This is a genomic window from Pseudoalteromonas sp. S1650 (assembly GCF_005887195.1).
GTDB classification, from domain to species: Bacteria; Pseudomonadota; Gammaproteobacteria; order Enterobacterales; family Alteromonadaceae; genus Pseudoalteromonas; species Pseudoalteromonas simplex.
On the sequence record NZ_PNDF01000093.1, the window covers coordinates 1 to 20,109 of the forward strand.

At 41.1% G+C, this 20,109-nt stretch carries 18 protein-coding genes; 4 read left to right on the top strand and 14 right to left on the bottom strand.

Translation table 11 applies throughout. The annotated features are described in order from the left end of the window. Positions 1-158 precede the first annotated feature (158 nt). From CWB80_RS20425 to aceK, 4 genes are all read right to left on the bottom strand, one after another. A complete protein-coding gene (locus tag CWB80_RS20425; protein WP_054561248.1) occupies positions 159-419 on the bottom strand; it encodes a DUF2999 family protein in 261 nt (86 codons plus the stop codon). A 53-nt stretch (positions 420-472) separates the two neighbouring features. Further along, positions 473-1,435: a zinc-binding dehydrogenase gene (locus tag CWB80_RS20430; protein WP_138602310.1), complete on the bottom strand. Its 963-nt coding sequence runs from the start codon at positions 1,433-1,435 to the stop codon at positions 473-475. Positions 1,436-1,443: 8 nt separating this feature from the next. After that, positions 1,444-1,794: a hypothetical protein gene (locus CWB80_RS20435; RefSeq protein WP_138602312.1), complete on the bottom strand. Its 351-nt coding sequence runs from the start codon at positions 1,792-1,794 to the stop codon at positions 1,444-1,446. A 93-nt stretch (positions 1,795-1,887) separates the two neighbouring features. Further along, complete coding sequence (gene aceK, locus CWB80_RS20440; RefSeq protein WP_138602314.1) at positions 1,888-3,717, bottom strand: bifunctional isocitrate dehydrogenase kinase/phosphatase; 1,830 nt, start codon at positions 3,715-3,717, stop codon at positions 1,888-1,890. A 105-nt stretch (positions 3,718-3,822) separates the two neighbouring features. On the opposite strand from aceK, the gene CWB80_RS20445 reads away from it, so the two are divergent. After that, the gene (locus CWB80_RS20445; protein WP_138602316.1) at positions 3,823-4,770 is read left to right on the top strand and encodes a LysR family transcriptional regulator; all 948 of its coding nucleotides are present in this window, start codon (positions 3,823-3,825) and stop codon (positions 4,768-4,770) included. 111 nt (positions 4,771-4,881) lie between these two features. Beyond that, positions 4,882-5,325: a hypothetical protein gene (locus CWB80_RS20450; RefSeq protein WP_138602318.1), complete on the top strand. Its 444-nt coding sequence runs from the start codon at positions 4,882-4,884 to the stop codon at positions 5,323-5,325. On the opposite strand, the gene icd is transcribed toward CWB80_RS20450, so the two are convergent. The 7 genes from icd to CWB80_RS22610 all read right to left on the bottom strand — a co-directional run bounded on the left by icd (position 5,322) and on the right by CWB80_RS22610 (position 16,209). Further along, positions 5,322-6,596, bottom strand: coding sequence for an NADP-dependent isocitrate dehydrogenase (gene icd, locus CWB80_RS20455; protein WP_138602356.1), 1,275 nt, complete (start codon positions 6,594-6,596; stop codon positions 5,322-5,324). The two genes, CWB80_RS20450 and icd, sit on opposite strands and share 4 nt — an antisense overlap. Before the next feature lie 92 nt (positions 6,597-6,688). After that, positions 6,689-9,370 carry a 7TM diverse intracellular signaling domain-containing protein gene (locus CWB80_RS20460; RefSeq protein ID WP_054552930.1) on the bottom strand — a complete coding sequence of 894 codons (2,682 nt, stop codon included), beginning with the start codon at positions 9,368-9,370 and terminating at the stop codon, positions 6,689-6,691. Between the two features lie 37 nt (positions 9,371-9,407). Continuing rightward, positions 9,408-11,672, bottom strand: coding sequence for a TonB-dependent receptor (locus tag CWB80_RS20465; protein ID WP_138602320.1), 2,265 nt, complete (start codon positions 11,670-11,672; stop codon positions 9,408-9,410). A 142-nt stretch (positions 11,673-11,814) separates the two neighbouring features. Then, positions 11,815-14,046 carry an NAD(P)-binding protein gene (locus CWB80_RS20470; RefSeq protein WP_138602322.1) on the bottom strand — a complete coding sequence of 744 codons (2,232 nt, stop codon included), beginning with the start codon at positions 14,044-14,046 and terminating at the stop codon, positions 11,815-11,817. A 2-nt stretch (positions 14,047-14,048) separates the two neighbouring features. Then, positions 14,049-14,996 carry an acetoacetate decarboxylase gene (locus tag CWB80_RS20475; RefSeq protein WP_138602324.1) on the bottom strand — a complete coding sequence of 316 codons (948 nt, stop codon included), beginning with the start codon at positions 14,994-14,996 and terminating at the stop codon, positions 14,049-14,051. 45 nt (positions 14,997-15,041) lie between these two features. Continuing rightward, positions 15,042-15,617 (bottom strand): alpha/beta hydrolase family protein, encoded by a 576-nt coding sequence (locus tag CWB80_RS20480; RefSeq protein WP_138602326.1) that lies wholly within the window; start codon positions 15,615-15,617, stop codon positions 15,042-15,044. Positions 15,618-16,062: 445 nt separating this feature from the next. Beyond that, positions 16,063-16,209: a hypothetical protein gene (locus CWB80_RS22610; RefSeq protein ID WP_171041566.1), complete on the bottom strand. Its 147-nt coding sequence runs from the start codon at positions 16,207-16,209 to the stop codon at positions 16,063-16,065. A gap of 53 nt (positions 16,210-16,262) precedes the next feature. Here CWB80_RS22610 and CWB80_RS20485 point away from each other — a divergent pair, with 53 nt between their 5' ends. Then, complete coding sequence (locus CWB80_RS20485; protein ID WP_138602328.1) at positions 16,263-17,126, top strand: TIGR02285 family protein; 864 nt, start codon at positions 16,263-16,265, stop codon at positions 17,124-17,126. 61 nt (positions 17,127-17,187) lie between these two features. On the opposite strand, the gene CWB80_RS20490 is transcribed toward CWB80_RS20485, so the two are convergent. The 3 genes from CWB80_RS20490 to CWB80_RS20500 form a co-directional block, all read right to left on the bottom strand. Further along, positions 17,188-17,766 carry a YceI family protein gene (locus tag CWB80_RS20490; protein WP_138602330.1) on the bottom strand — a complete coding sequence of 193 codons (579 nt, stop codon included), beginning with the start codon at positions 17,764-17,766 and terminating at the stop codon, positions 17,188-17,190. A gap of 1 nt (position 17,767) precedes the next feature. Next, complete coding sequence (locus CWB80_RS20495) at positions 17,768-18,322, bottom strand: cytochrome b (protein WP_138602332.1); 555 nt, start codon at positions 18,320-18,322, stop codon at positions 17,768-17,770. Positions 18,323-18,525: 203 nt separating this feature from the next. Further along, entirely contained in the window at positions 18,526-19,641 is a 1,116-nt protein-coding gene (locus tag CWB80_RS20500; RefSeq protein ID WP_138602334.1) for an IS630 family transposase, read from the bottom strand. A 59-nt stretch (positions 19,642-19,700) separates the two neighbouring features. Between CWB80_RS20500 and CWB80_RS20505 the strand changes: the two genes are divergently transcribed. Next, positions 19,701-19,952, top strand: coding sequence for a LexA family protein (locus tag CWB80_RS20505; protein ID WP_138602336.1), 252 nt, complete (start codon positions 19,701-19,703; stop codon positions 19,950-19,952). Positions 19,953-20,109: the final 157 nt, after the last annotated feature.

A 20,109-nucleotide genomic window follows, 5' to 3' on the forward strand; every position in this document is an offset into this window, starting at 1 on the left:
GTTGTTTATCTTACCCGATAGGCTACCAGACAGGCATTATCCAAGGGTGGTAAGAAGGAAACCTAATAAATATCCCTATAAAAGAAAATGCCAGTCAGCTCTTAACTGACTGGCATTAAGCCGAAGAGCTAACCTTTTTATATTCGTATCATTTAATTTTATGACTGCTGATTTTTGAACTGCGCTTTGGCCTGCTCAACTTCATCATCACTGATACCTACTGATTCAGCTGCTTCTTTAATAAGGTGTGGCTGCGTCATCACTAATGCCATCAACTGTTGAAGCTTTTCTGGTGGAATACCTAACTGTTGAACCAGACCCATTGCCATCATTGGGTTTTCCATAAACGCTTGAAACAGCTCACGCACTTTCTCGTCACTTACATTGTGCTCTTTGAGCATTGCAATAATAGGGTTCATATTAACCTTTACTTTTAACTACTAATAAAACCAATAATATGGGCAAATTGATGTTATTCAACTAACATCACCACTTTTCCCGAGTTTTCGTTGTTATCTAAAATACGGTGAGCCTCATTCGCTTCTTGCCAATTTAAGGTTTTATAGATATTGCAATCGAACAGCCCGTTGGCCAAGTCATCATAAAAACGCGAAATAAACTGCTCTTTTAAATCACGTTTAAATTCAATTGAACGGTTACGCAAGGTTGATGCATGAAAGGAAATACGTTTGCTAAGCAGCCTTGCAAAGTCAACCTCAGCAAAGCGCGCATCTAAAAAGGCTAACATTACAATTTGGCAATCCATTGCTGCAACGGCAGCATTTTTATTTAAATAGCGTCCTGAGACAGGATCAACAATGGTATTGGCCTGTAAATTATTGGCTTTGAAGTACTCTACAAAATCAGTGGTTTTATAATTAATAGTGTGGTCTGCGCCAAGCTGTTTGGCATGTTCGCACTTTTCATCGCTACCTGCAGTTATCACTACTTGAGCGCCTGCGCGTTTTGCCATTTGAACTGCCGCCCCTCCGACACCACTAGCTCCCGCATGGATCAGTGCCGTTTGCCCCGCTTTGAGCTGACCAAATTGAAATAAGGCAGAAAAAGCCGTTAAATAAACTTCACTGATAGCAGCGCCCTCTGCTATTGTCATTTCATCTGGTAAAGGCATCACTTGTGCAGCATCAACGGCAACATACTCGCTGTAAGCACCGCCCGCACACAAAGCAAAAACACGTTTATTAAGCCAGTCACCGGATACTGCACTACCTTTCTCAACAATAGTACCGGCGCATTCTAACCCTAGAATTTCGCTGTCACCTTTTGGGGCCGAGTATTTACCTTGTCGCTGTAAACAATCTGCGCGATTAACGCCGATTGCTGCAACAGCAATAAGAACTTCGTTATCTTTTAGGGTTGGTTTATCTGTTTGCGCAAAATGTAACTGTGAGTCTTCGTGCTTAATATAACGCATATCACCTTCTATTTAATTCGTTGCCAGATCTCAGCTTCGACTAACTTACCATTTTCATACAAGGTGTGGTGCCACAAGTCACCTTCTATTTTGTAATCAAATGCCATGGTCTTACCAAGTAGTGAAGGTACATTACCATAGGAGAAAGTTTCGATAAATTGCTGGTCTTGCAAAACATATTTGCCGCCACCAGCATAATGAAAGTTGCCTTGCTTTTGGGTGATATAGCTAAAATGACTGGGTGTAATCAGTTTAACTGAGGTTATTTCTGGCGCTTTTGCCGTCACATAGCCGTCATTGGTTGCATATTTGCCTTCAACAAATTGCCAGCTACCTAATAACGGATTGGCGCTTACCATAGACGAAATAAATAAACTCGATAATAACAGTGTGTTTTTAATAGTGCGTTCCTTAGCAATTTTTCAATAGCATACGCTAACACTATATTCCTATTAAACAGTTATAGGTTGAGATTTTTTCATTTGAGCTCTCATCGAAGAAAAGCGCCAAGACTGCTTATAAGGATAAACATCAAGCAATTGCCCATCGTTTATCGCAGTTTGTAATTGCTGCCACATTGTGGCGGTGAAAATATCTTGATGCGCAGCATTGAAGTGATCAAACGCTCGCTTATTAGCGCTAAAAAATACTTTAAACTGGCTCGGAAATACGTCGTTTTCTGCGATATCAAAGTAGCTTTCGCTACTGAGTTCATCTAATGAGTCATCGGTTTTGGGCAGTTCTCTAAATTGACACTCTGTCATCGGGCAAATCTCATCGTAGTCATAAAACACCACTCTTCCCCAACGGGTTACACCAAAGTTTTTCATCAGCATATCACCGGGGAAAATATTAGCCCCCGCAAGCTCTTTTATTGCTTTACCGTAATCAACCATTACTTGCTGAAGTTTTCGCTCATCACAGTCGTTGATATACAAATTAAGCGGCGTCATTTTGCGCTCTACATAAACATGGCGCAAAATAAGTGCATTACCCGAAATCACAAGGCTGTCACCAATTTGCTGCTGCATTGTTTGTATAAGCTCATCACTAAATCGGCTTAAATCAAACGCTAAATAACGAAATTCGTGGGTATCAACTAGCCGGCCTACTCGGTCGGCTTGTTTAACAAAGTCGTACTTGGCCATTACTTGTTGTTTGGTGGCTGTTTTTGGTGCACTAAATTTATCTTTTATTACCTTGTACACATAATCTGAGCCTGGGGTGGTAAATACCAACATCACCATGCCCGGCGTACCCGGCGCAAGTGTGTACTTATCGTCAACGGGGCTATTACGGGTGGTATCAACTTTATAACGATAAAACTCGGTTTTTGCGTGTTTGATAAAGCCTATAGCATTAAACAGCTCAAACCGTTGCTTATGAGGCATTAAAACACTGAGGTAATCAACATATCGGGCGGGTTGGTCAGTGTCGACCATAAAATAAGTACGCGCAAAGCCAAACAACAAGCTGAGTTGATCAGCTCCCATCATCACAGCATCAATGTGAAGACCTTTTTCACTGTTTAATAGCGCAATCGCAAATGGCATGTTATCGCCATTTTTAGCAATACAACGACCTATGATGTAGCACGCTTTATTTCTAAAAAACAATGAATTAGCGTATTCAATATAGCCATCGTTGAGAGCAAGCAGCTCATAAACTTGTGGGCATTGTTGTTTCGCTCCAGCAATCAAGGTACGCTGTAACATGGCAACATCATCAGTAAAATCAGCGTATTGTGAGCGAAACACATGGCGTTTAATCAAGCTACTAATCGCACTTTCAAAGCCATTTTGCAGGGAAATGCGGCTAACCAATGAATCAAAGGGTCTTGGCCCCAGTTGATATCGTGCTTTTAGTACAAACAAGTGTACATTGCGGATTTTTCGTGAGTCCCAAATTGCACCAAAGGTTGAGTTAAAAAAGGTATGAGCAATGGGCTGGTTTTCATGGCTTTGCACCATTTCTGCGTATATTTGTTTGGCTAATAACCAAAGCGCTGGGTCGTCTACTTCGCTATAAGCAATAATTTTTACCGCTTGGCTTACCTTTTTTACTTGCCCTTCGTAAACTTGCAATCGCGATTTCATAGCCCCTTGAACTTGATGCCACTGGCGCTGTTCAAAACGACTTTGTGCACCGAGAGTTATATTTAAAAACTCTGCAAACATAGCCTCAAAGCCAGCATACACCGCACGGGCAAGCTTAGTCGCTACGACCTGATTTAACTGTTCGCTGTGTGATTTAACAGCCAAATGTGAACTTTGCTGTGGCATTATTTTTATCGCTTATGCTGATTATTTTAGTCGCCTTGTTTACACACAATAGCAAGCGCGCTTTAATTTAGGTAATTAATAAAGATAATAAATAAGATTGATCAAATGAATATTAGGCACGTCGACCTCAACCTATTGGTGTATTTAAATGTCCTCATTGATGAACAAAGTGTGTCTAAAGCCGCCAATAAACTGGCTTTGACTCAACCTGCAATGAGTAACGCCCTTAAGCGTTTGCGAGATTTGTTTGATGATCCATTGTTAGTGAGAGCCGCTGGCACAATGACGCCAACGGCAAAAGCGCTCAGCCTTAAACCAGAGATAGAATCACTGTTAAAAATGGCTGAGGAAATTACTCAGCCAAGTGAGGTATTCGACCCGAGCAAAGCTAATATTACGTTTCGGATCATGGCAAACGACTACCTTGAATCAACCCTTATTGCGCCGTTTATCACTCAGCAGCTTGCAAAAAATCCGGGGCTTAACTTTGATATTTTGAGCCCAAGCGATGTTAACCTTCAAGATATGGAAAAAGGCACCATCGACCTTGCCATTAATCGCTTTAACGGCCTGCCCCGCTCATTCCACCAAGCCAGTGTGTGGCGAGACAATTACTGCTGCTTAACACACCCAGACAACCCTTACTTACAACGGCAAAACCTTGAAGGCTACCTTGCTCAAGAACACATTTGGGTGAATCGGGCTGGTTGGGGCGTAGAAGCGGCAGTAACAAATAAATCAGGCAGCCAAAAACTCGGCTGGGTCGATGAGGCATTATGGCAATTAGAACAAACCCGCAATATTCGCGTATTCACCCGCCATTACATGGTTGCGAGCCTCCTTTGCCAATCACCTCAACTCATAGCCACATTGCCCCGCCGCCAAGCCATGTTACTAGCAAAACACACTGATTTGGTAATAAGTCCAGTGCCATTTCAAATAGTTCCTATTGAAGTAAAAATGTTATGGAGCCCTTTGCTACATCACGCAAACCCGCATCAGTGGCTGCGTAGAGAGCTACTTGCCTTTGCCAGTACTGTGGCTGATCGCTAAAAACAGCATAATATTGATAAAATCAATATCAGTTATTGAAAACAACAATTTCATTAATAATGAGTGAAGGGCTAGAGTGATGTTAAGCACATAAACAAAGAGAAAATGATTATGGAAACTTCAGCGCAATTCACTCAACAGGACGGCCTTTACATCAATGGTCAATTACACTCATTCATCGAGCAGCAGCTTTGTAAAAAAAGCGATTTAGCTTGCGAAGAAATTTACCAAACACTGGCAACCATGGTTGATGAGTTTGGTTGCCAATGTCGTAAAACCAAACATCAAGATGATGATGTTCTGCAAGCAGACACACTGTTAAAAGCATATAGCACAGTACGCACTCATCCGCATTGTCATGTTGATGCACAAACAACAACTGCTGTGCTCGATGAATACTGCTGCCAAGTACCAGCTATTTTAGTGGTTGCGTTAATGGATACATTAACAGGCATGACAAGCAATGAGCCAGGTGCAGAGCACATTTATCAACGTGCAGCACAGTTAACAGGTAAACCATGTGTCTACGCAGTTAAAAGCGCCAATGCCGCTTAATATGGTTCATTATTTGAGTTACTTATTCGCGCGATGATGCTTTTTGCAAAATCACTGCAACTAAGCATCGTCGCATCGGCTACTAAATTGGCCAAATCAAACGTCATTTCATTTGCGCTAAGCGTCTCTTCTAGGGCTTTTTCTATTTTATTCGCCGCTTCGTGCCAGCCCATAAAGCGTAGCATCATGACCGCACTTAAAATACTGCTTGTTGGATTTGCACTGTCTTCCCCGGCGATGCGATTAAATGTACCATGAGTCGGTTCAAAGAAGGCCACTTCATTATTTAAGTTTGCCGCAGGCATAATACCTACCCCACCAACTTGTGCGGTTAGCATATCAGCTAAGTAATCGCCGTTTTGATTGGTTGTTACCACCACATCAAATTGCTCTGGGGTGAGCAGCGCTTGTTGTAGCATGTTATCAGCAATCACTTCTTTAATGATTAAATCATCTTGATTGTCTCGTTTGATCACTAACCAACGACCATTTTCATGCGCTTCAGCGTTAAACTCTTGCTCTGCTAGGGCAAATGCCCAACGTTTAAAGGCGCCATCGGTAAATTTAAGTACATTACCTTTGTGTACCACAGTCAGTGATTCACTGTGCTCTTTAAAGGCAAAATTGAGGGCGTAACGCATTAGTCGCTCTGCTGCCTCTTTCGAGCTATTTTTAATGCCAATGCCGCATTGGTTATCAAAGCGAAGTCGGGTGACACCCATTTCTTGGCATAAGAAATCAAGCATACGTTCGTTGTCAATACTGCCAGCCTGCCACTCAATGCCCGAGTAAACGTCTTCTGAGCTGTCGCGTATTACTGTGATTTGGGTTTTTTCAGGCTCTTTTAATGGCGATGGTAAATGCGGATAACTGCGAATAGGCCGCATGTTAACGAATAAATCCATCTCATGACGAAGAGCCACATTTAATGAGCGAAAACCACCGCCAAGGGGGGTTGTTAGCGGCCCTTTTATGGCAATTTTATACTGTCTAACGGCATGCAGGGTTTCTTGCGGGAACCAGTCGCCGTCGTATAATGCTGCCGCTTTTTCGCCATTGAACACTTCCATCCAATGTATTTGTTTATCACCTTGATAAGCATGACTCACCGCAGCATCGACAATATCTCGCATCACCGGGCTAATATCTTGACCCACACCATCGCCTTCAATATAAGCAATAACCGGGTTATCAGGAATATGCCATTGGCCCTTACTATCAATCGTAATTTGCGCGCCGCTCGAGGGGACTGAAATATGTTGATACTGCATCATGCCTTCTCAGCAAAGAGTTTTAACAATATTAATATCAAGAAATAGCTAATTTGTCTGTGCTTACAAATAAATAGCCGCTATTCAAACAATCAATGGGTTACCTTGGTAAATTCATTTTCCATCGCATTAAATAATGAGCCAATTAACTGGGTATCCAAGGTTACAGTATCCTCTTTTAAGGCCGTATCGACAGCCACTGCTTTTACATACAGCATTTCACACTCAAACATATTAGCTGCACCTTTGAGCATATGCACATTTTTGCTGAACCCTTCTAAATCCATTTTTTTATATTGTTCTAGCATTTCTTTGTACTGTGTCTCTAACCCTTTTATATAATCATTTTTTAATGCCTGAAACTCTTTTTCAGGCAACTTTATATCTGCTAACTCATCGCATTCTAAATAACTGGCAATTTTATGACTAAAGGCATTTCTATCGATTGGTTTTGCAATCAAATCATTAAAGCCCTGCTTCATATAACGCGTCACTTCATGCTTCATAGTATTCGCTGTTAGCGCAATGATAGGCACGCTTACTCCGGTTGCTTGCATCATTTTTAAAGCTTCTTGGCCGTCCATAATCGGCATTTGAATATCGAGCAAAATAAGGTCAAAGCTGTCTTCGAGGGTTGCTTGTACTGCGTCTTTACCATTTTCAACGGTGGTCACTGTCAGCCCCATACGCTCTAATATTCGCGCAATTAAACGTCGGTTGTCTGGGTGGTCTTCGGCAAGTAATACCCTGCCCTTTAGGTTCTCTGGCGCATCAAGCTTACTAAACGGTGAGGTTTCAACAAGTTTAACTTCGCTCATATCATTGAGCCAACGAGTGTTGTCTGTGGTGTACACCGACATAGTGAAAATAAACTCACTGCCAGAGCCGACATTACTTTTAACGCTGATATCCCCATCCAACTTCTGCGCAAGGCTCTTTGAAATATTAAGACCAAGCCCAGTACCACCATATTGCCGAGAAATACTCGAATCAGCTTGATAAAAAGCACTAAATAACAACTGCTGCTCTTTTTCAGTCATACCAATGCCAGTATCTTTTACACTAATTGACAACTTATCGTTGTGACAGCTCACAGTTAAGGTTATACGCCCAACTTGCGTGAACTTAAGGGCATTGGTTGTTAAGTTTAATAAGATTTGCCTTAATCGACTCGGATCGGTAATCAAGTAGTCTGGTAATGGGAACTGATAATCGACACTGAACTTTAAGCCCTTATCGCGAATTTGCTTGCCAATGAGCGACTCTATATTGGCAATCGTGGCAAACAAGTCCGTTTCGACTAAATCAATTTCGAGCTTGTTAGCTTCAATCTTCGACATATCGAGGATATCGTTAATTAATCCAAGAACATGACGACTATTTTGCAAAATAACCCCAATTCCATGGTTGCGCTCATGGGGCTTAATATCCCCGAGCATAATGCCATCTGCATAACCAATGATTGACGTCATTGGGGTGCGAATTTCATGACTGATATTCGCTAAGAAACGGCTTTTAGCCTCATTTGCATCGCGAAGCTCTGAGGCGAGTTCTTCAAGCTCCAACGTTCTTAAATGGACTTTTTCTTCTAGATTTTTGTTGAGCTCTACGTTGTCATCGTGAAGCAGTCTAAACTTATCGGCCACAGCAAACGCAAGCAACATAGCGTCCATAGCGGTGCCTATCAAACCCAATAAATATAAATTAATGGAGGTTGCTGGCAGCAAGCCTAAATTAGTTAAATTACCTACCATATTCGGTAGCATCATGGCTATGTAAGCAAGCACAAAATATCGCGCTGGCTTAAAGCCAATAAGCATACAGCGAATACCTATATATAAGCCTAAACATAAAGCAACGCCCGTCACTAACGTTGACCAATAAAAACCAAAGCTTGGCCATAAAATACAAAACGGTATACCCAAGGTCGCGATCACACCCACCATCAATGATAATTGCGCCAGTTTTGGAAATGTCTCTTTGAGTTTAAGCAAGTTGTTGTAAAACAGAATATTGGTTAATGGCGTGAGCGCAAAGCCAAGCCAATGAAGGTGAGGATTATAGTAACCAAATAGCTGATCCGAAATATGGAAAAAGTGGCTCCAAGCAAACACCCAAGATGCAGTAAATAATGCATAGTAAAGATGTGTCACATCACGGGAAACCAAATAAATTAATAAGTTATATAAGCCAAGCGCAATACCCACCCCAAAGCAGAGCATCATGACCATATTTTCAACGGTTATATTCTGAAAATAATCTTGGTATGGCGTTAATACTAGCTTTGCAGGGGTATAAAAGTAGTCACTTTCAAAATAGGTAATAAGCGTATAGCGCTTGCCTTTCTCAAGAGACAAACGATTACCATAGTGGAATGCAAACTGATTTGGCTCTTTACCACCCGTTACAAAGTGCTGTATGGGGGCTGTTGGATCAGTGATATCGTAAATGCGGCTTTCTATTTTTGAAACCAAGGTGTTATACGGATAAAGCACTAAATCTTCAATATCACTTTGATTTTCAATTTCAACAATTAACCAATAACTACCACCAACCGAGCTTATTCGAGATTGTGGCTTTTTGCTGGCTCGCCAAGTATCAATTTCAGCCACTGATTGCGGGAACATATTATCGTTCGCCGTAAACACATCACCGACATCATGAAGATTTTGATCAGCCACAGCATCGGTGTAGACAAACGTCTCTTGTGCATTAGCCGAGACACTTAATAACAACAAAAACAGCAGAGTACTAAAATACAGCTTAAACCGCATTCACAAAACCCCTGTACCAGTGTGGAGATGGCAACGACTAGAATTGCAGTGAAACATCAAAGCCATAGCGACGCCCTTCCCCTTTAAAGTCTTCAAGCATGCCTAGGAACGAGCTTAAATCGAACTTTAACTGACTGTATTCAGTATCAAATAAATTTTTGCCCCATAAAGTAAATGACCAATTTTCAACATCGTATTTTAGATGCGCATTAACAATGCTAAAACCGTCTTGGCGGGCATATGGGTTCATGTTCTGGTCAAAATAAAACTCAGACTGATAATCGTAAATAATGTTGGCCGATAACGGATACGACGCCAAGCTGGTGTCGTATTTTAACCCCGCTGATACATTCCATTTAGAAGTAAATGGTAGTTGGTTATCGGTAATACTATTACCAAGTGGATCAACGTATTCTTCAAATTCAGCATGAGGGATATAGCCTACTGAAAGTAGCATGGCTAATTGTTTAGTTGCTTGGTAATTAATTTCAGTTTCAAGGCCGTAAATAGTTGAATCAGCCACATTTTCAAGTAATTGCACTGGGGGCATTTGCGGTGTTTCTGACGCTTGGTTCATAAACACTTGTTGGTCGTTATAATCATAATAAAACGCCGCCCAATTCATTCTAAGTTGCTTCCCAGGCCAGAACGACTTTAAGCCAATTTCATGGGCATTTAAGCGCTCTTTGCCATAGTTTGCCAAGATTGCTTGTTCTTCGGATGACAAAAAGCCGCCATTGTAGCCACCACTTTTACTACCATTAGCAAAACGATAATAAAGATTGCTTGTATCTGAATAGCGATAATTAACGGCAAATTGCCCGGTAAAACCGTTATCCGATTGCTCATCGGTAACGCGATAAAATGGTACCACTACCCCATCTAAGTCGTTTACATCAACCACCGCATTTAAGGTGGCGATTGAGTCATACTCAAGTGACTCATAGTCATATCTAAGACCGGCTGTAATCATCCATTTATCTGCGACAGGCACTTCAATTTGGCTAAATACAGCCAAATTTTGCATCTTGATTTCGTTATCGTAGATAAAGGTCGCGGTTAAATTTGTCGGTAAAACACCCCGGAAATCACGCAAAATATCATTTAAATTATCTTGCTCAATTGTCTCATCGGCAAAATAAATACCACTGGTGAGTGTGTAATCAGCAAGTTCGTTTAATAACCTGAATTCTTGGCTGAATAGTTGGGTATCTAACCCTAATACCCCTTCGCACAAACGAGCTGGGGAGCCATCGCAGTTAAAAGCGTGGCTTCTTTCTAAATCGTTAAAGCTCGACAGTGAAGTAAATGTACTTTGCTCGTTTAAATGCCAATTCAGTTCAGCAATAAAACCGTAGCCATCGGATTTATGAGGTGAGTCGTTATTGACGCTCACCGCAAAGAAGTCATCACTGCCATCATTAAAACCAAAGTTATCAAAACAGCGTGTTGAGCCCGCATCTGCTGGTGAACACAGCTCACCCGTTAAAGGGTTTGCGACAATACCAATACTACCAACTGGCTGGGCAATACCATCCCAATCTTCAATATGCGCTTGCAGGTAAAGATCAACCTCATCCCACTCAGACAAAAAAGACACACGGGCATTTTTTTGCTCCATGCCTGCTGTTGGCGAGTCTGCATAAGTGTTTTTTGTTGAGTATTCGTAGTCTTGATAGTTAACCGCAATTCGTAATGCACTGGAACCTGATAGTTGCTGGTTCCACATACCATCAACGCTGGTGGCATTATTGTTGGCAACACCTAATGTCAACGAGCCATAGCTATCAAACTCAGGGCGATTTGAGCGTATAAGTATTGCACCACCGGTAGAATTACGACCAAACAAGGTACCCTGCGGGCCGCGTAAAATATCGAGCTGTTCAATATCGTACAAGTTAACGATTTGATTATTAGCAGACCCCACCGCAACGCCATCAAGATACATAGCAACAGGTGAGGTATTCGCCGTATTGTAATCAAGTAACCCCACCCCACGGATACTCACAGCGGGAGGCGTCCCTTCTGCGGCGTTTTGGGTGATTTTAACATTTGGCGCAAACAAGCCAATTTCAGTTGAATCTTTAAAATGCTGAGCTTTTAAAATTTCGCCATCCACTTGGCTTACCGCTACACTCACATCTTCAATTGCTTGCGGACGCTTTTGTGCATAAACGCTAATAACTTCCATGTCTTTTTCAGTCTCAGCTCCTTGTGCAACAGCGCTTGCCATTACACATGCTGCCAAGCAGGTGCTCGACATCATCATAAATTTAGGATCATTCAGAAAGGGTCGCTTCATTGGCTTTTAGACCTTAAAAGAGGGAAACTTGTTAAATTGTTGTAATTTAGTGGTAAGTATAGACCAAACAATAGATTAAAGTCGCATATAAATCATGAAAATTCATGACTTATACGCATACTTATTTATAACTTTGCTCACCCTAACTTTTTTCGAATGCATGCTCTCCGCTAATTTCGCTTGGCCAACCACATATTGCCCGCGCTGTTTGCATACCGGCCATTACAGCAGCCTCAACACAGCCAGCATTAACACCGGTTTTTATCCAATCGCCAGTGATGCGCAAATTGACAAACTGACTGCCATCAGTAGCTAGGCGGTATTTACTTGTATCAACCACAGATAAGACGTAGCGCTCACTGGGATCAACATTAACGCGCCAGTATTGTTGCTCGAGAGCAGGTAAAATGCTGTGCGGATCACTGTAAAAAACCTGCCAATCAAATTTGTTATCAATATAGGCTTGAGGCCAAAGTGGCCGCATATCTGCACTAAACAAATTATGCATATTTGATTTTACTTCGGCTTTCATTTGCTCTGGGAATTGATAAGCACTGGCAGGTGGATAGTTTTCGCAGCTAAATGCACTGCAAAAATAGGCAATGTTCACGGGCGCATTTTCACTTGGCCAACCTTCTTTATCGAGCAAGTTGCCCATTGCCGCCCAGGTATCAAACGGCTCAACAAAGCCACTTAAAATAGGTCCTTCATGAGCGGCATTGGTTTGCGTAAAGCCAAGTTGTTGGTCGGTTTTATTCAACCATACTTGGCAAGCCTGAGTCGCTACACTTTGTACTTTTGTAGCTTGTTGTGAGAGCGCGTAATCTATAGCTAAAAGTTCAGGGGCCACGTGTTCAAGTGAGGCAACCGATACACCTAAAATAAGTGTGTCAAAATCAATACCATGGCGAAGTGTCACTGTTGGCAATGGGGTACCAAAGTGCTCTTGATACACCTCAGGCCAATTACTCCAAAATGACTCTAAATTGATTTGATATTCTTGTAATAAGTGCGCTTGTTCAGAGCTGATTTGCTCATACAGAGGCTCACTTGGCCAGCATGGCAGCTGTTTTACATCAATGAGCGGGTCATAATCTTGGCCAACTAAACTCACCTGTTGACAAAGCTCAATTTCACTTACCAGCTGTTCACCTTGGTCAGTTTGCCCTGCAGCTAAGTTAGTTAACTGATGGAAAAACTTAAACTTAACGCCGCGCTGCTTTAAAAGTTCATAAATTGGCCCAAAAATGACATCGCCCATCCCAGCTTGCATTTTCCACATCACGCCGCCTTTATAACAAAGACCTATACGTAACATGGCAAGGGCGGCAACGCCTGCTTCAACATTGGGTTTATTAAAGTCACCTTTAGGGTATGCGAACACCAAATCATAAAAGCCACGCACTGGCGCTGAATCGACACTGTAAGTTTTGTTAGCACCATTTTTTTCGAGCCACTGACGAAAATCGTAGCAATTAATGACACCAAAACCGTCGCGATATACTTTGTCTTTGATCAGTCCAGTAAGCATTGCAATCGCAAGATCAGCACAAATATAAAGTCTGCGCAGCTCTGGGTTATCATTCAGTAAATCAATAACTTGGTCTTTAAACCAACGTTTTAACTTTCTGACGATGTACCAAATCACCAATCGATCGGCCTGTTTATCTGTATGGGTGGCCTGCTTTTCGGTGAACTGCAGCAAATGAGTTATCAATGTTCGTGGGTTCGAGGCAATTTCAGTTGCGCCTGCTTCAATATCATCGATGAATTTCTTTGCGCCATTTAAATGGGTATCAATGTCTGCTTTGATTTCTTGATACATGTGTTTGAGTAACGATTGATCCCGTGACTTTTTAGTCACTAAAGTGGTTTTAGCGTCTTGCTGCTGACAAACATGCACAATACCTTCGGTCCATTTTTTTAGCCATGCTAATGTCATGGTGACAAAGTCCCACACTGTTATATCTAGGCTGCCATCAGCGGGGTTCCCTTCAACGGTAGGAAAATCTATCGGCCAAGTTTGCCATTCGTTATCAATAAACTCTTGTAAAGCAATAAAACTGTGTGGTTTAAATGCCTGCTGCCAAGTAGCCAATGAACAACTAGCAGGTCGATTGAGTGCGTTATACACCCCTTCTAAGGTGCGAAAGCTATTTACGTAGGCACCAAACCAAACATGTAAACCATGCTCTTCGATTCGCTGTCCAAAATGGGCGTTTCGGCCACTCGCCCCTTTACCACCTAGGCGCCACCCCTGTTGATAAATGGTAATCTCGCGTTGGCTTTGCCAATTAGCTTGCTCGGTTAAATACACTGCCGCGGTCATCGCTGCAACACCGCCACCGACAATGGTAATTTTTTCTTTTTCCATGGTTACCCCTGTACCGGTAACAGTTGTGTTGCGCCAAGCTGGTCAAAGTCCATATTGACGTAAAAGGGTAAATGAACCGCTTGTTTGCCAAGTGCAATGCCAAACATGTCATTCAGAGGAAAGCTCGCAAGGGCTTTTACATCCAAACTAAAATCATTGTGTAAAAGTTTTAATTGGTGAATTTTTTTGATTAACGATGGTGAGTGAACCACGCTTTGATAAACGGCTTTATTTCCTTGACCATCGGGAAATTGTTTAAACAAAATCTGATCCATCTGCGGATGAATAAACCCGTCTAATAATTGTTTAAGAAGTGATAAATCAATGCCTTGAATTTGCGCATCAAATAAATCTGTCACGTGTTTAGAAAAATGCGATAAGTTATCGAGTAGGTTTTCCTTGGTGCTTGCCTGCGTTTGCTCAATGGTTAATAGCTCATGCATCGCTAATTTAGAGTCTGGGTTAAACACATCAAAACATTCTAAAGAAATGCTAAAGGCGCCCGCATCACTCACAGTCGCAGGCATTTGATATTCACAGAGGTATTTATTATAACCCCAGGCTTCTCGGCCATTAATTAAAGCATAAATGTTATTGACGCTAATAAATGCCGGATACCAATATAAATGACTAATGTCACCACCTTGCATTTTTGCGACTGGGAGCCAAATAATAATATCGGTTTCTTGCATCCAGCCATGATCTGAAAAAGGTGGCGTTAACGAAGAGATTTTTTCGATATCAGTGAAGGTAAGTAAACACGTGCTCCCTAACACATTAAACGAGGTTGATTCGGTTGCTAGTAAATTTAAAGTTGCATCAACATACTGCTGCATTTTTTGCTCACACCCTGCAACAAAAAATCCGTACATTTGCGCATTGATCATTCGACAAGGTGGTTTAGCAACCGGGTTAGATAAGAAATGGCTGTAATTTTCTTGGTCCGTCATAGTTATTACTTATATTATTGTTTAGTAATGACTATAGACTAGTTTTTAATGGTTGGTGGTAACTTCTAGATGACAACTTTCTTTTAACAGTTGTTCTGTAAATTGCTGATAGCCAAACTGATTAAAATTTTCAGATAACGGATTCATAAAACCATGACCAAAGTCGGCTATTTCACAGCTCACCTTTGCTTTGCTTTTTAATGAAGCAACCACAGGCTTAATATCAAAATGCTCTTCACTGTGAGGAAAAATAAATCGACAAGGGACGTTAGCCTCAAGCTCAAGATGATATCTGGCTTGGGATGGATAAAAGGCAATAATTTTTTTAATGAATGAATTTTTTAACTCTGCTTGAGCTCGCCAAACGGCAGCAGCGCCTGCACTAAATGCAATAATCGTGGTTGGCTGACGAATAGCAGCCATTTTTAAATGTACTTTTTCAAAATAACTATCATGGCCGCATTGTGTTAAGAAATGCTGGTATTGAAACTGCTCATTTATAGGGAGCTGAATTTCTCCTTGGTAAGGGTCGCAAAGACTCACCTTACCGCGAAGCTGCTGGGCAAGCAGCGATAAATGCGCTGTTTTACCAAATATATCTGACACCAAAAGGTAATTCATATGCATACTTCTTATTGTTATTTTGTGCCTAATCACAATACGCCCGTTTCTATAAAACATCCAGAAATTATTTTTGATGTTTAAAAAATAAACCTTGCGCTTAGTTAATTCTTACAGTACTCTACTTGTCTGGTTTTTAGAAACCACGCGGTTAACCCCTTACCTTGATCCAGTAATTCCCGCATATTCGTATAAATACTTGCAACTCGTTTGCTAAATGACATTTTGATGAATTTTCAAATCATCACCAAACTGTCACAAACTTAGTCAACACTGTTAGCAAGACAACAAATGTCGGTCTGTATTTTTTAAATGCCTATTAAAGCTCTACAGACACAGACAAAAGAAAGAGTGAGTTTTATTATGTCATATAAATACAACGGATCTTTGATCCAGATCGCACACCCAGTGCAATCAATCTCGGTAAATAAACAGCGTGTAATTTTTAGTGACACGCAGGGCTTAAAAAACGCCATCTTCCAAAAGGCCAGTGATGCACGCCAATTTGTGAAGTGGCTAAAAGCCAACTAAACCCTACCGATAAACGCCAGCCAATACGCTGGCGTTTTAGTTTTTCATCACCAGCCTGCATATAGCTAAATTCCTGCTACACTTATATTTTAAGCCCACAAATAGGTAGTAAAAATGCGTTTTACGTGCTCTATTTTACTATTACTTTTCTGCCTGCCAGTTGCTGCAACCAAGCAACCGAAGTCAATCGAATGGATCATGGTTGATTTTGCTCCCTACTACATCATGAATGACAAATATGAAGGAACTGGTCGTGACGAAAGTGTGATCAAATTACTAGAGCAATTTCTGCCAGAGGTTTCATTTAAACGCACTTTATTGCCGGCTAGTCGTGCCGTGCATGAACTATCAAACCCACACAACAATTACTGTATGCTGTCGTTATATCAAAGCGAGCACCGTAAGCAGCATATTCAGTTTACAGAGCACACTTCAACAGTGGGTTTATCACCCTCCATTGCCATACGTAAAGAGTTAGCCACAAAACTTAAGTTAGACGTGACAAAACCCGTGTCTTTAAAGTCGTTATTAAACGAAAAACACTTGGCATTAGGGGTATCAATGAGCCGCTCGTTTGGCACCGATATAGATAGCGTGATTAACGAAAGCCATGACGCTAACATTATCTCACGCCCCGGCAGAGATACACTCGCAAGCTTAACTTATATGCTGCATAAGAAGCGCATTGATATATTACTTGGCTACCCTAGCGAACATTACTATTTGGCGCACTCAATGGGCTTTAAAGATGAATTGACCCAACTGACACTCGCCGAAGCACCGGCATTAAGCGTTGGTTATATAGGTTGTACAAATAACAAACAAGGCAAAGAAACGGTAAAACTACTAGATGAAACCCTTGAAAAAATAGCTCATACAAACGCTTTTCATGATGTTTTAGTTCGCTGGCTACCTGATAATTTACAGCCCATTTTAGAAAAAAGGTTAAAAGATAGAAACGAAAGTGCCGCTCATTGAGCGGCACTTTTAATTTCCTAATCCACATAGTTATGCGAATTGGCAGTCGTATTAATGGTGCTTACTTGCGCACACCTTCAATGAATAAACCGATATCAACATGCGTAGAAGCAGGGCCTAGATTGTAGTCGATACCATAGTCAGCTAGTTTAAGGCTTGTTTCACCTTCAAAACCAACACGGTATCCACCCCATGGATCTTTACCTTCACCAATTTTATCAATTTCAAAAGTAATGGTTTTAGTCACACCATTTAAGGTAAATTCACCTGTTACATCTGCTTCATCACCGTCTTCATCAAACTTGATTGAGGTACTTTTAAATGTTGCCGTTGGGTATTTACCAACATTTAAAAAGTCTTTACCGCGTAAGTGCTTGTCACGCTCAGCATGGTTTGAGTCGATGCTTTTAGTATCAATCGTTACATTGATTTTAGATGCATTAGGCGCTTTATCGTCATAGCTAAAATCACCTGAAAAAGTATTAAAGCGACCATGTAACCAGCTGTAACCTAAGTGCTTAATTTTAAAAGTTACAAATGCGTGTGCACCGTCTGTATCAATAACGTAGTCAGCTGCATTTGCGTTTGCTGTTGAGAAAAGTGCAGCACTTAGTGCTGTGCCTAATAGTAATTTTTTCATGTTAATCATCCTTCAATGGTTTGATCATTCTAATTAAGGTTTTATCTTTATCGATAAAATGATGTTTTAGTGCCCCTAAAGCATGTAAAACAACCACAGCTATTAGCCCATACGCGGCATAAAAGTGAATTTTACCTGCAATATCTTCTTGGTTCGCCACCGACTCTGGTAATGCCGGTACAGCAAATAAATTAAATACTTCAATTGCACGGCCATCAGCCGTAGAAATTAAATAGCCTGATGTCACAATGACGACTAAAGCTAAATAAATTAGTTTATGGGCTGAGTGTGCAACTCGATTCATTGCTTTTGAACTGCCTGCAACAGGCTCAGGTTGGGTGCCTAACAAGCGCCAACCAAATCGAAACAGCAATAATGCCGCTAAGGTAATACCAACGCTTTTATGCAAGTCCAAAGAGCCTTTGTACCAAGCGTCGTAATAGGTTAGCTCAACCATATACACGCCTAAGCCAAACAAACCAAACACCCCAAGTGCCATTAACCAGTGCACTAAGATGGCCACCCAGCCATAACTTGACTTTGAATTCTTTAACATACTCATTTCCCATGAGAATCGTGAAACTAGGTACAGCTTAGCTTAGGATTGATGTAATGAAAATAGCGTAAAACGAACAGCTTCTGTGCGTATATGCACACCCAGGCAAAGGAGAAAGGTGAAAGTAGCAAGGGGAAAGTGGCAAGGAAAAAGACAGAAGGTGCTAGGTGCTAGGTGCTAGTACTTCATCACACAAGTTCTGACTAGTTGAGGGCACCATAAGCACTCTGAAGTTTTTCACGAGCTAATTCAACATTAAACATCCAGTTTATACTTGTTCTTTCTTTATTCCGGCTCCATTCCCAGGCCGCGAGTTCTGTCTTTAGTTCTTCCATACTTGCTATACGTCTATCTAAACATTGCTTATTCATATTGCCAATCTCTATCTCGACCATATTCAACCAACTTGCGTGTTTTGGTGTGTAATGTAATTCTAGTTTATTTAAAATCCGCCGTGCTTCCTGTGGAGAAAATGCTTTATACAACGCTCCTTCTGTATGAGTTGATAAGTTATCTAACACAACTTTTATTTTGTTCGCATGTGGATAATGAAGATCAACTAAATCCCTCATACAATTAGCAAAGTCAATTTTCGTCTTTCTTTCTGTTGCTTTAACATGCCGCCACCCTCGATGGCGATCGAAGAATACAAATAAGTTGGCCACACCTACACGTTTATATTCATAATCTAACCGCTTAGTCTGCCCCGGCTTCATTGGTTGTGCCGGTCGAGTATCATCTACAAGTTGTTTCATCGCCTCATCAAAGTTAATTATAGGGTTTAACTCGTCTGCTAGCTCAGCATACAACTCGAGCACATGTTCCATCCGCGCGATATATTCAGCATCCATTGTCGCCACACACCACATCTTTTTTTGCCATGGTTTTAGTGCATTCTCTTTAAGGCGCCTCCGTATTGTTTCATACGAGATACTATCTAAATCGGTTAACGTAACTAATCGCTCTCCAAGTAAAGATAATGTCCATCTAGCGTGACCTGTTGGTGGCTTAGTGCAAGCTGTGGCGATTAACGTTGCTTCATCTTTCGCAGAGGTTTTTCTCATAGCACCACTTCGTGCACCTTCATTCATAGCTGCCGCTAGATTCTCTTCAACGAACTGGCGTTTGACTCGAAATACGGTTGAAGAACTCACCTGAACAGCTTCACATATTTGCTCTGTTGTATATCTACAACAGTCAGCTTTTAACAAAATAGCAGCCCGCTTGTACTTTCGAACATTGACCATGCCTTTTTTGCAATAGTCTACTAATTCTTGTTTTTCTTCTTCTGATAATTCAACAATATACTTTCGGTTCATAACAATATTAAGTAAGTTTATATGAGTTAAAGGATCGTTGATTAGGGTAAAAGTTCATTATGAATAAAGAAGAGTCGCCACGGTTTACAGCAAAGCAAGGTCAGTATTTAGCATTTATTTATTACTACACAAAAGTGAATGGGATTGCGCCTGCTGAAAGTGATTTTGAGCGCTACTTTGGAACCGCATCTTCAAGTGTTCATTCAATGATTTCAGTTCTTAAGAAGAAGAAATTTATAACATCAGTTACTGGAAAAAGCAGGAGTATTGAATTATTGATTGGAAAAGATCAGTTACCTGAATTTAAGTAAGGGCAACTGATCAAAATATATGTGAAAGGGTACTAGGTGCTAGGTGCTAGGTGCTAGGTGCTAGGTGCTAGGTGCTAGGTGCTAGCAATAATATGAATACTCGTTGATAAAAACAATTAATGCTGTACGTAATAAATATTGAGAAGTACGCACAACC

What these genes read in the sequence shown, in the direction of transcription:
- CWB80_RS20425 (WP_054561248.1), bottom strand. Translation starts at nt 419, where the DNA reads ATGAACCCTATTATTGCAATGCTCAAAGAGCACAATGTAAGTGACGAG.
- CWB80_RS20430 (WP_138602310.1), bottom strand. Translation starts at nt 1,435, where the DNA reads ATGCGTTATATTAAGCACGAAGACTCACAGTTACATTTTGCGCAAACA.
- CWB80_RS20435 (WP_138602312.1), bottom strand. Translation starts at nt 1,794, where the DNA reads ATGGTAAGCGCCAATCCGTTATTAGGTAGCTGGCAATTTGTTGAAGGC.
- aceK (WP_138602314.1), bottom strand. Translation starts at nt 3,717, where the DNA reads ATGCCACAGCAAAGTTCACATTTGGCTGTTAAATCACACAGCGAACAG.
- CWB80_RS20445 (WP_138602316.1), top strand. Translation starts at nt 3,823, where the DNA reads ATGAATATTAGGCACGTCGACCTCAACCTATTGGTGTATTTAAATGTC.
- CWB80_RS20450 (WP_138602318.1), top strand. Translation starts at nt 4,882, where the DNA reads ATGGAAACTTCAGCGCAATTCACTCAACAGGACGGCCTTTACATCAAT.
- icd (WP_138602356.1), bottom strand. Translation starts at nt 6,596, where the DNA reads ATGCAGTATCAACATATTTCAGTCCCCTCGAGCGGCGCGCAAATTACG.
- CWB80_RS20460 (WP_054552930.1), bottom strand. Translation starts at nt 9,370, where the DNA reads ATGCGGTTTAAGCTGTATTTTAGTACTCTGCTGTTTTTGTTGTTATTA.
- CWB80_RS20465 (WP_138602320.1), bottom strand. Translation starts at nt 11,672, where the DNA reads ATGAAGCGACCCTTTCTGAATGATCCTAAATTTATGATGATGTCGAGC.
- CWB80_RS20470 (WP_138602322.1), bottom strand. Translation starts at nt 14,046, where the DNA reads ATGGAAAAAGAAAAAATTACCATTGTCGGTGGCGGTGTTGCAGCGATG.
- CWB80_RS20475 (WP_138602324.1), bottom strand. Translation starts at nt 14,996, where the DNA reads ATGACGGACCAAGAAAATTACAGCCATTTCTTATCTAACCCGGTTGCT.
- CWB80_RS20480 (WP_138602326.1), bottom strand. Translation starts at nt 15,617, where the DNA reads ATGAATTACCTTTTGGTGTCAGATATATTTGGTAAAACAGCGCATTTA.
- CWB80_RS22610 (WP_171041566.1), bottom strand. Translation starts at nt 16,209, where the DNA reads ATGCAGGCTGGTGATGAAAAACTAAAACGCCAGCGTATTGGCTGGCGT.
- CWB80_RS20485 (WP_138602328.1), top strand. Translation starts at nt 16,263, where the DNA reads ATGCGTTTTACGTGCTCTATTTTACTATTACTTTTCTGCCTGCCAGTT.
- CWB80_RS20490 (WP_138602330.1), bottom strand. Translation starts at nt 17,766, where the DNA reads ATGAAAAAATTACTATTAGGCACAGCACTAAGTGCTGCACTTTTCTCA.
- CWB80_RS20495 (WP_138602332.1), bottom strand. Translation starts at nt 18,322, where the DNA reads ATGTTAAAGAATTCAAAGTCAAGTTATGGCTGGGTGGCCATCTTAGTG.
- CWB80_RS20500 (WP_138602334.1), bottom strand. Translation starts at nt 19,641, where the DNA reads ATGAACCGAAAGTATATTGTTGAATTATCAGAAGAAGAAAAACAAGAA.
- CWB80_RS20505 (WP_138602336.1), top strand. Translation starts at nt 19,701, where the DNA reads ATGAATAAAGAAGAGTCGCCACGGTTTACAGCAAAGCAAGGTCAGTAT.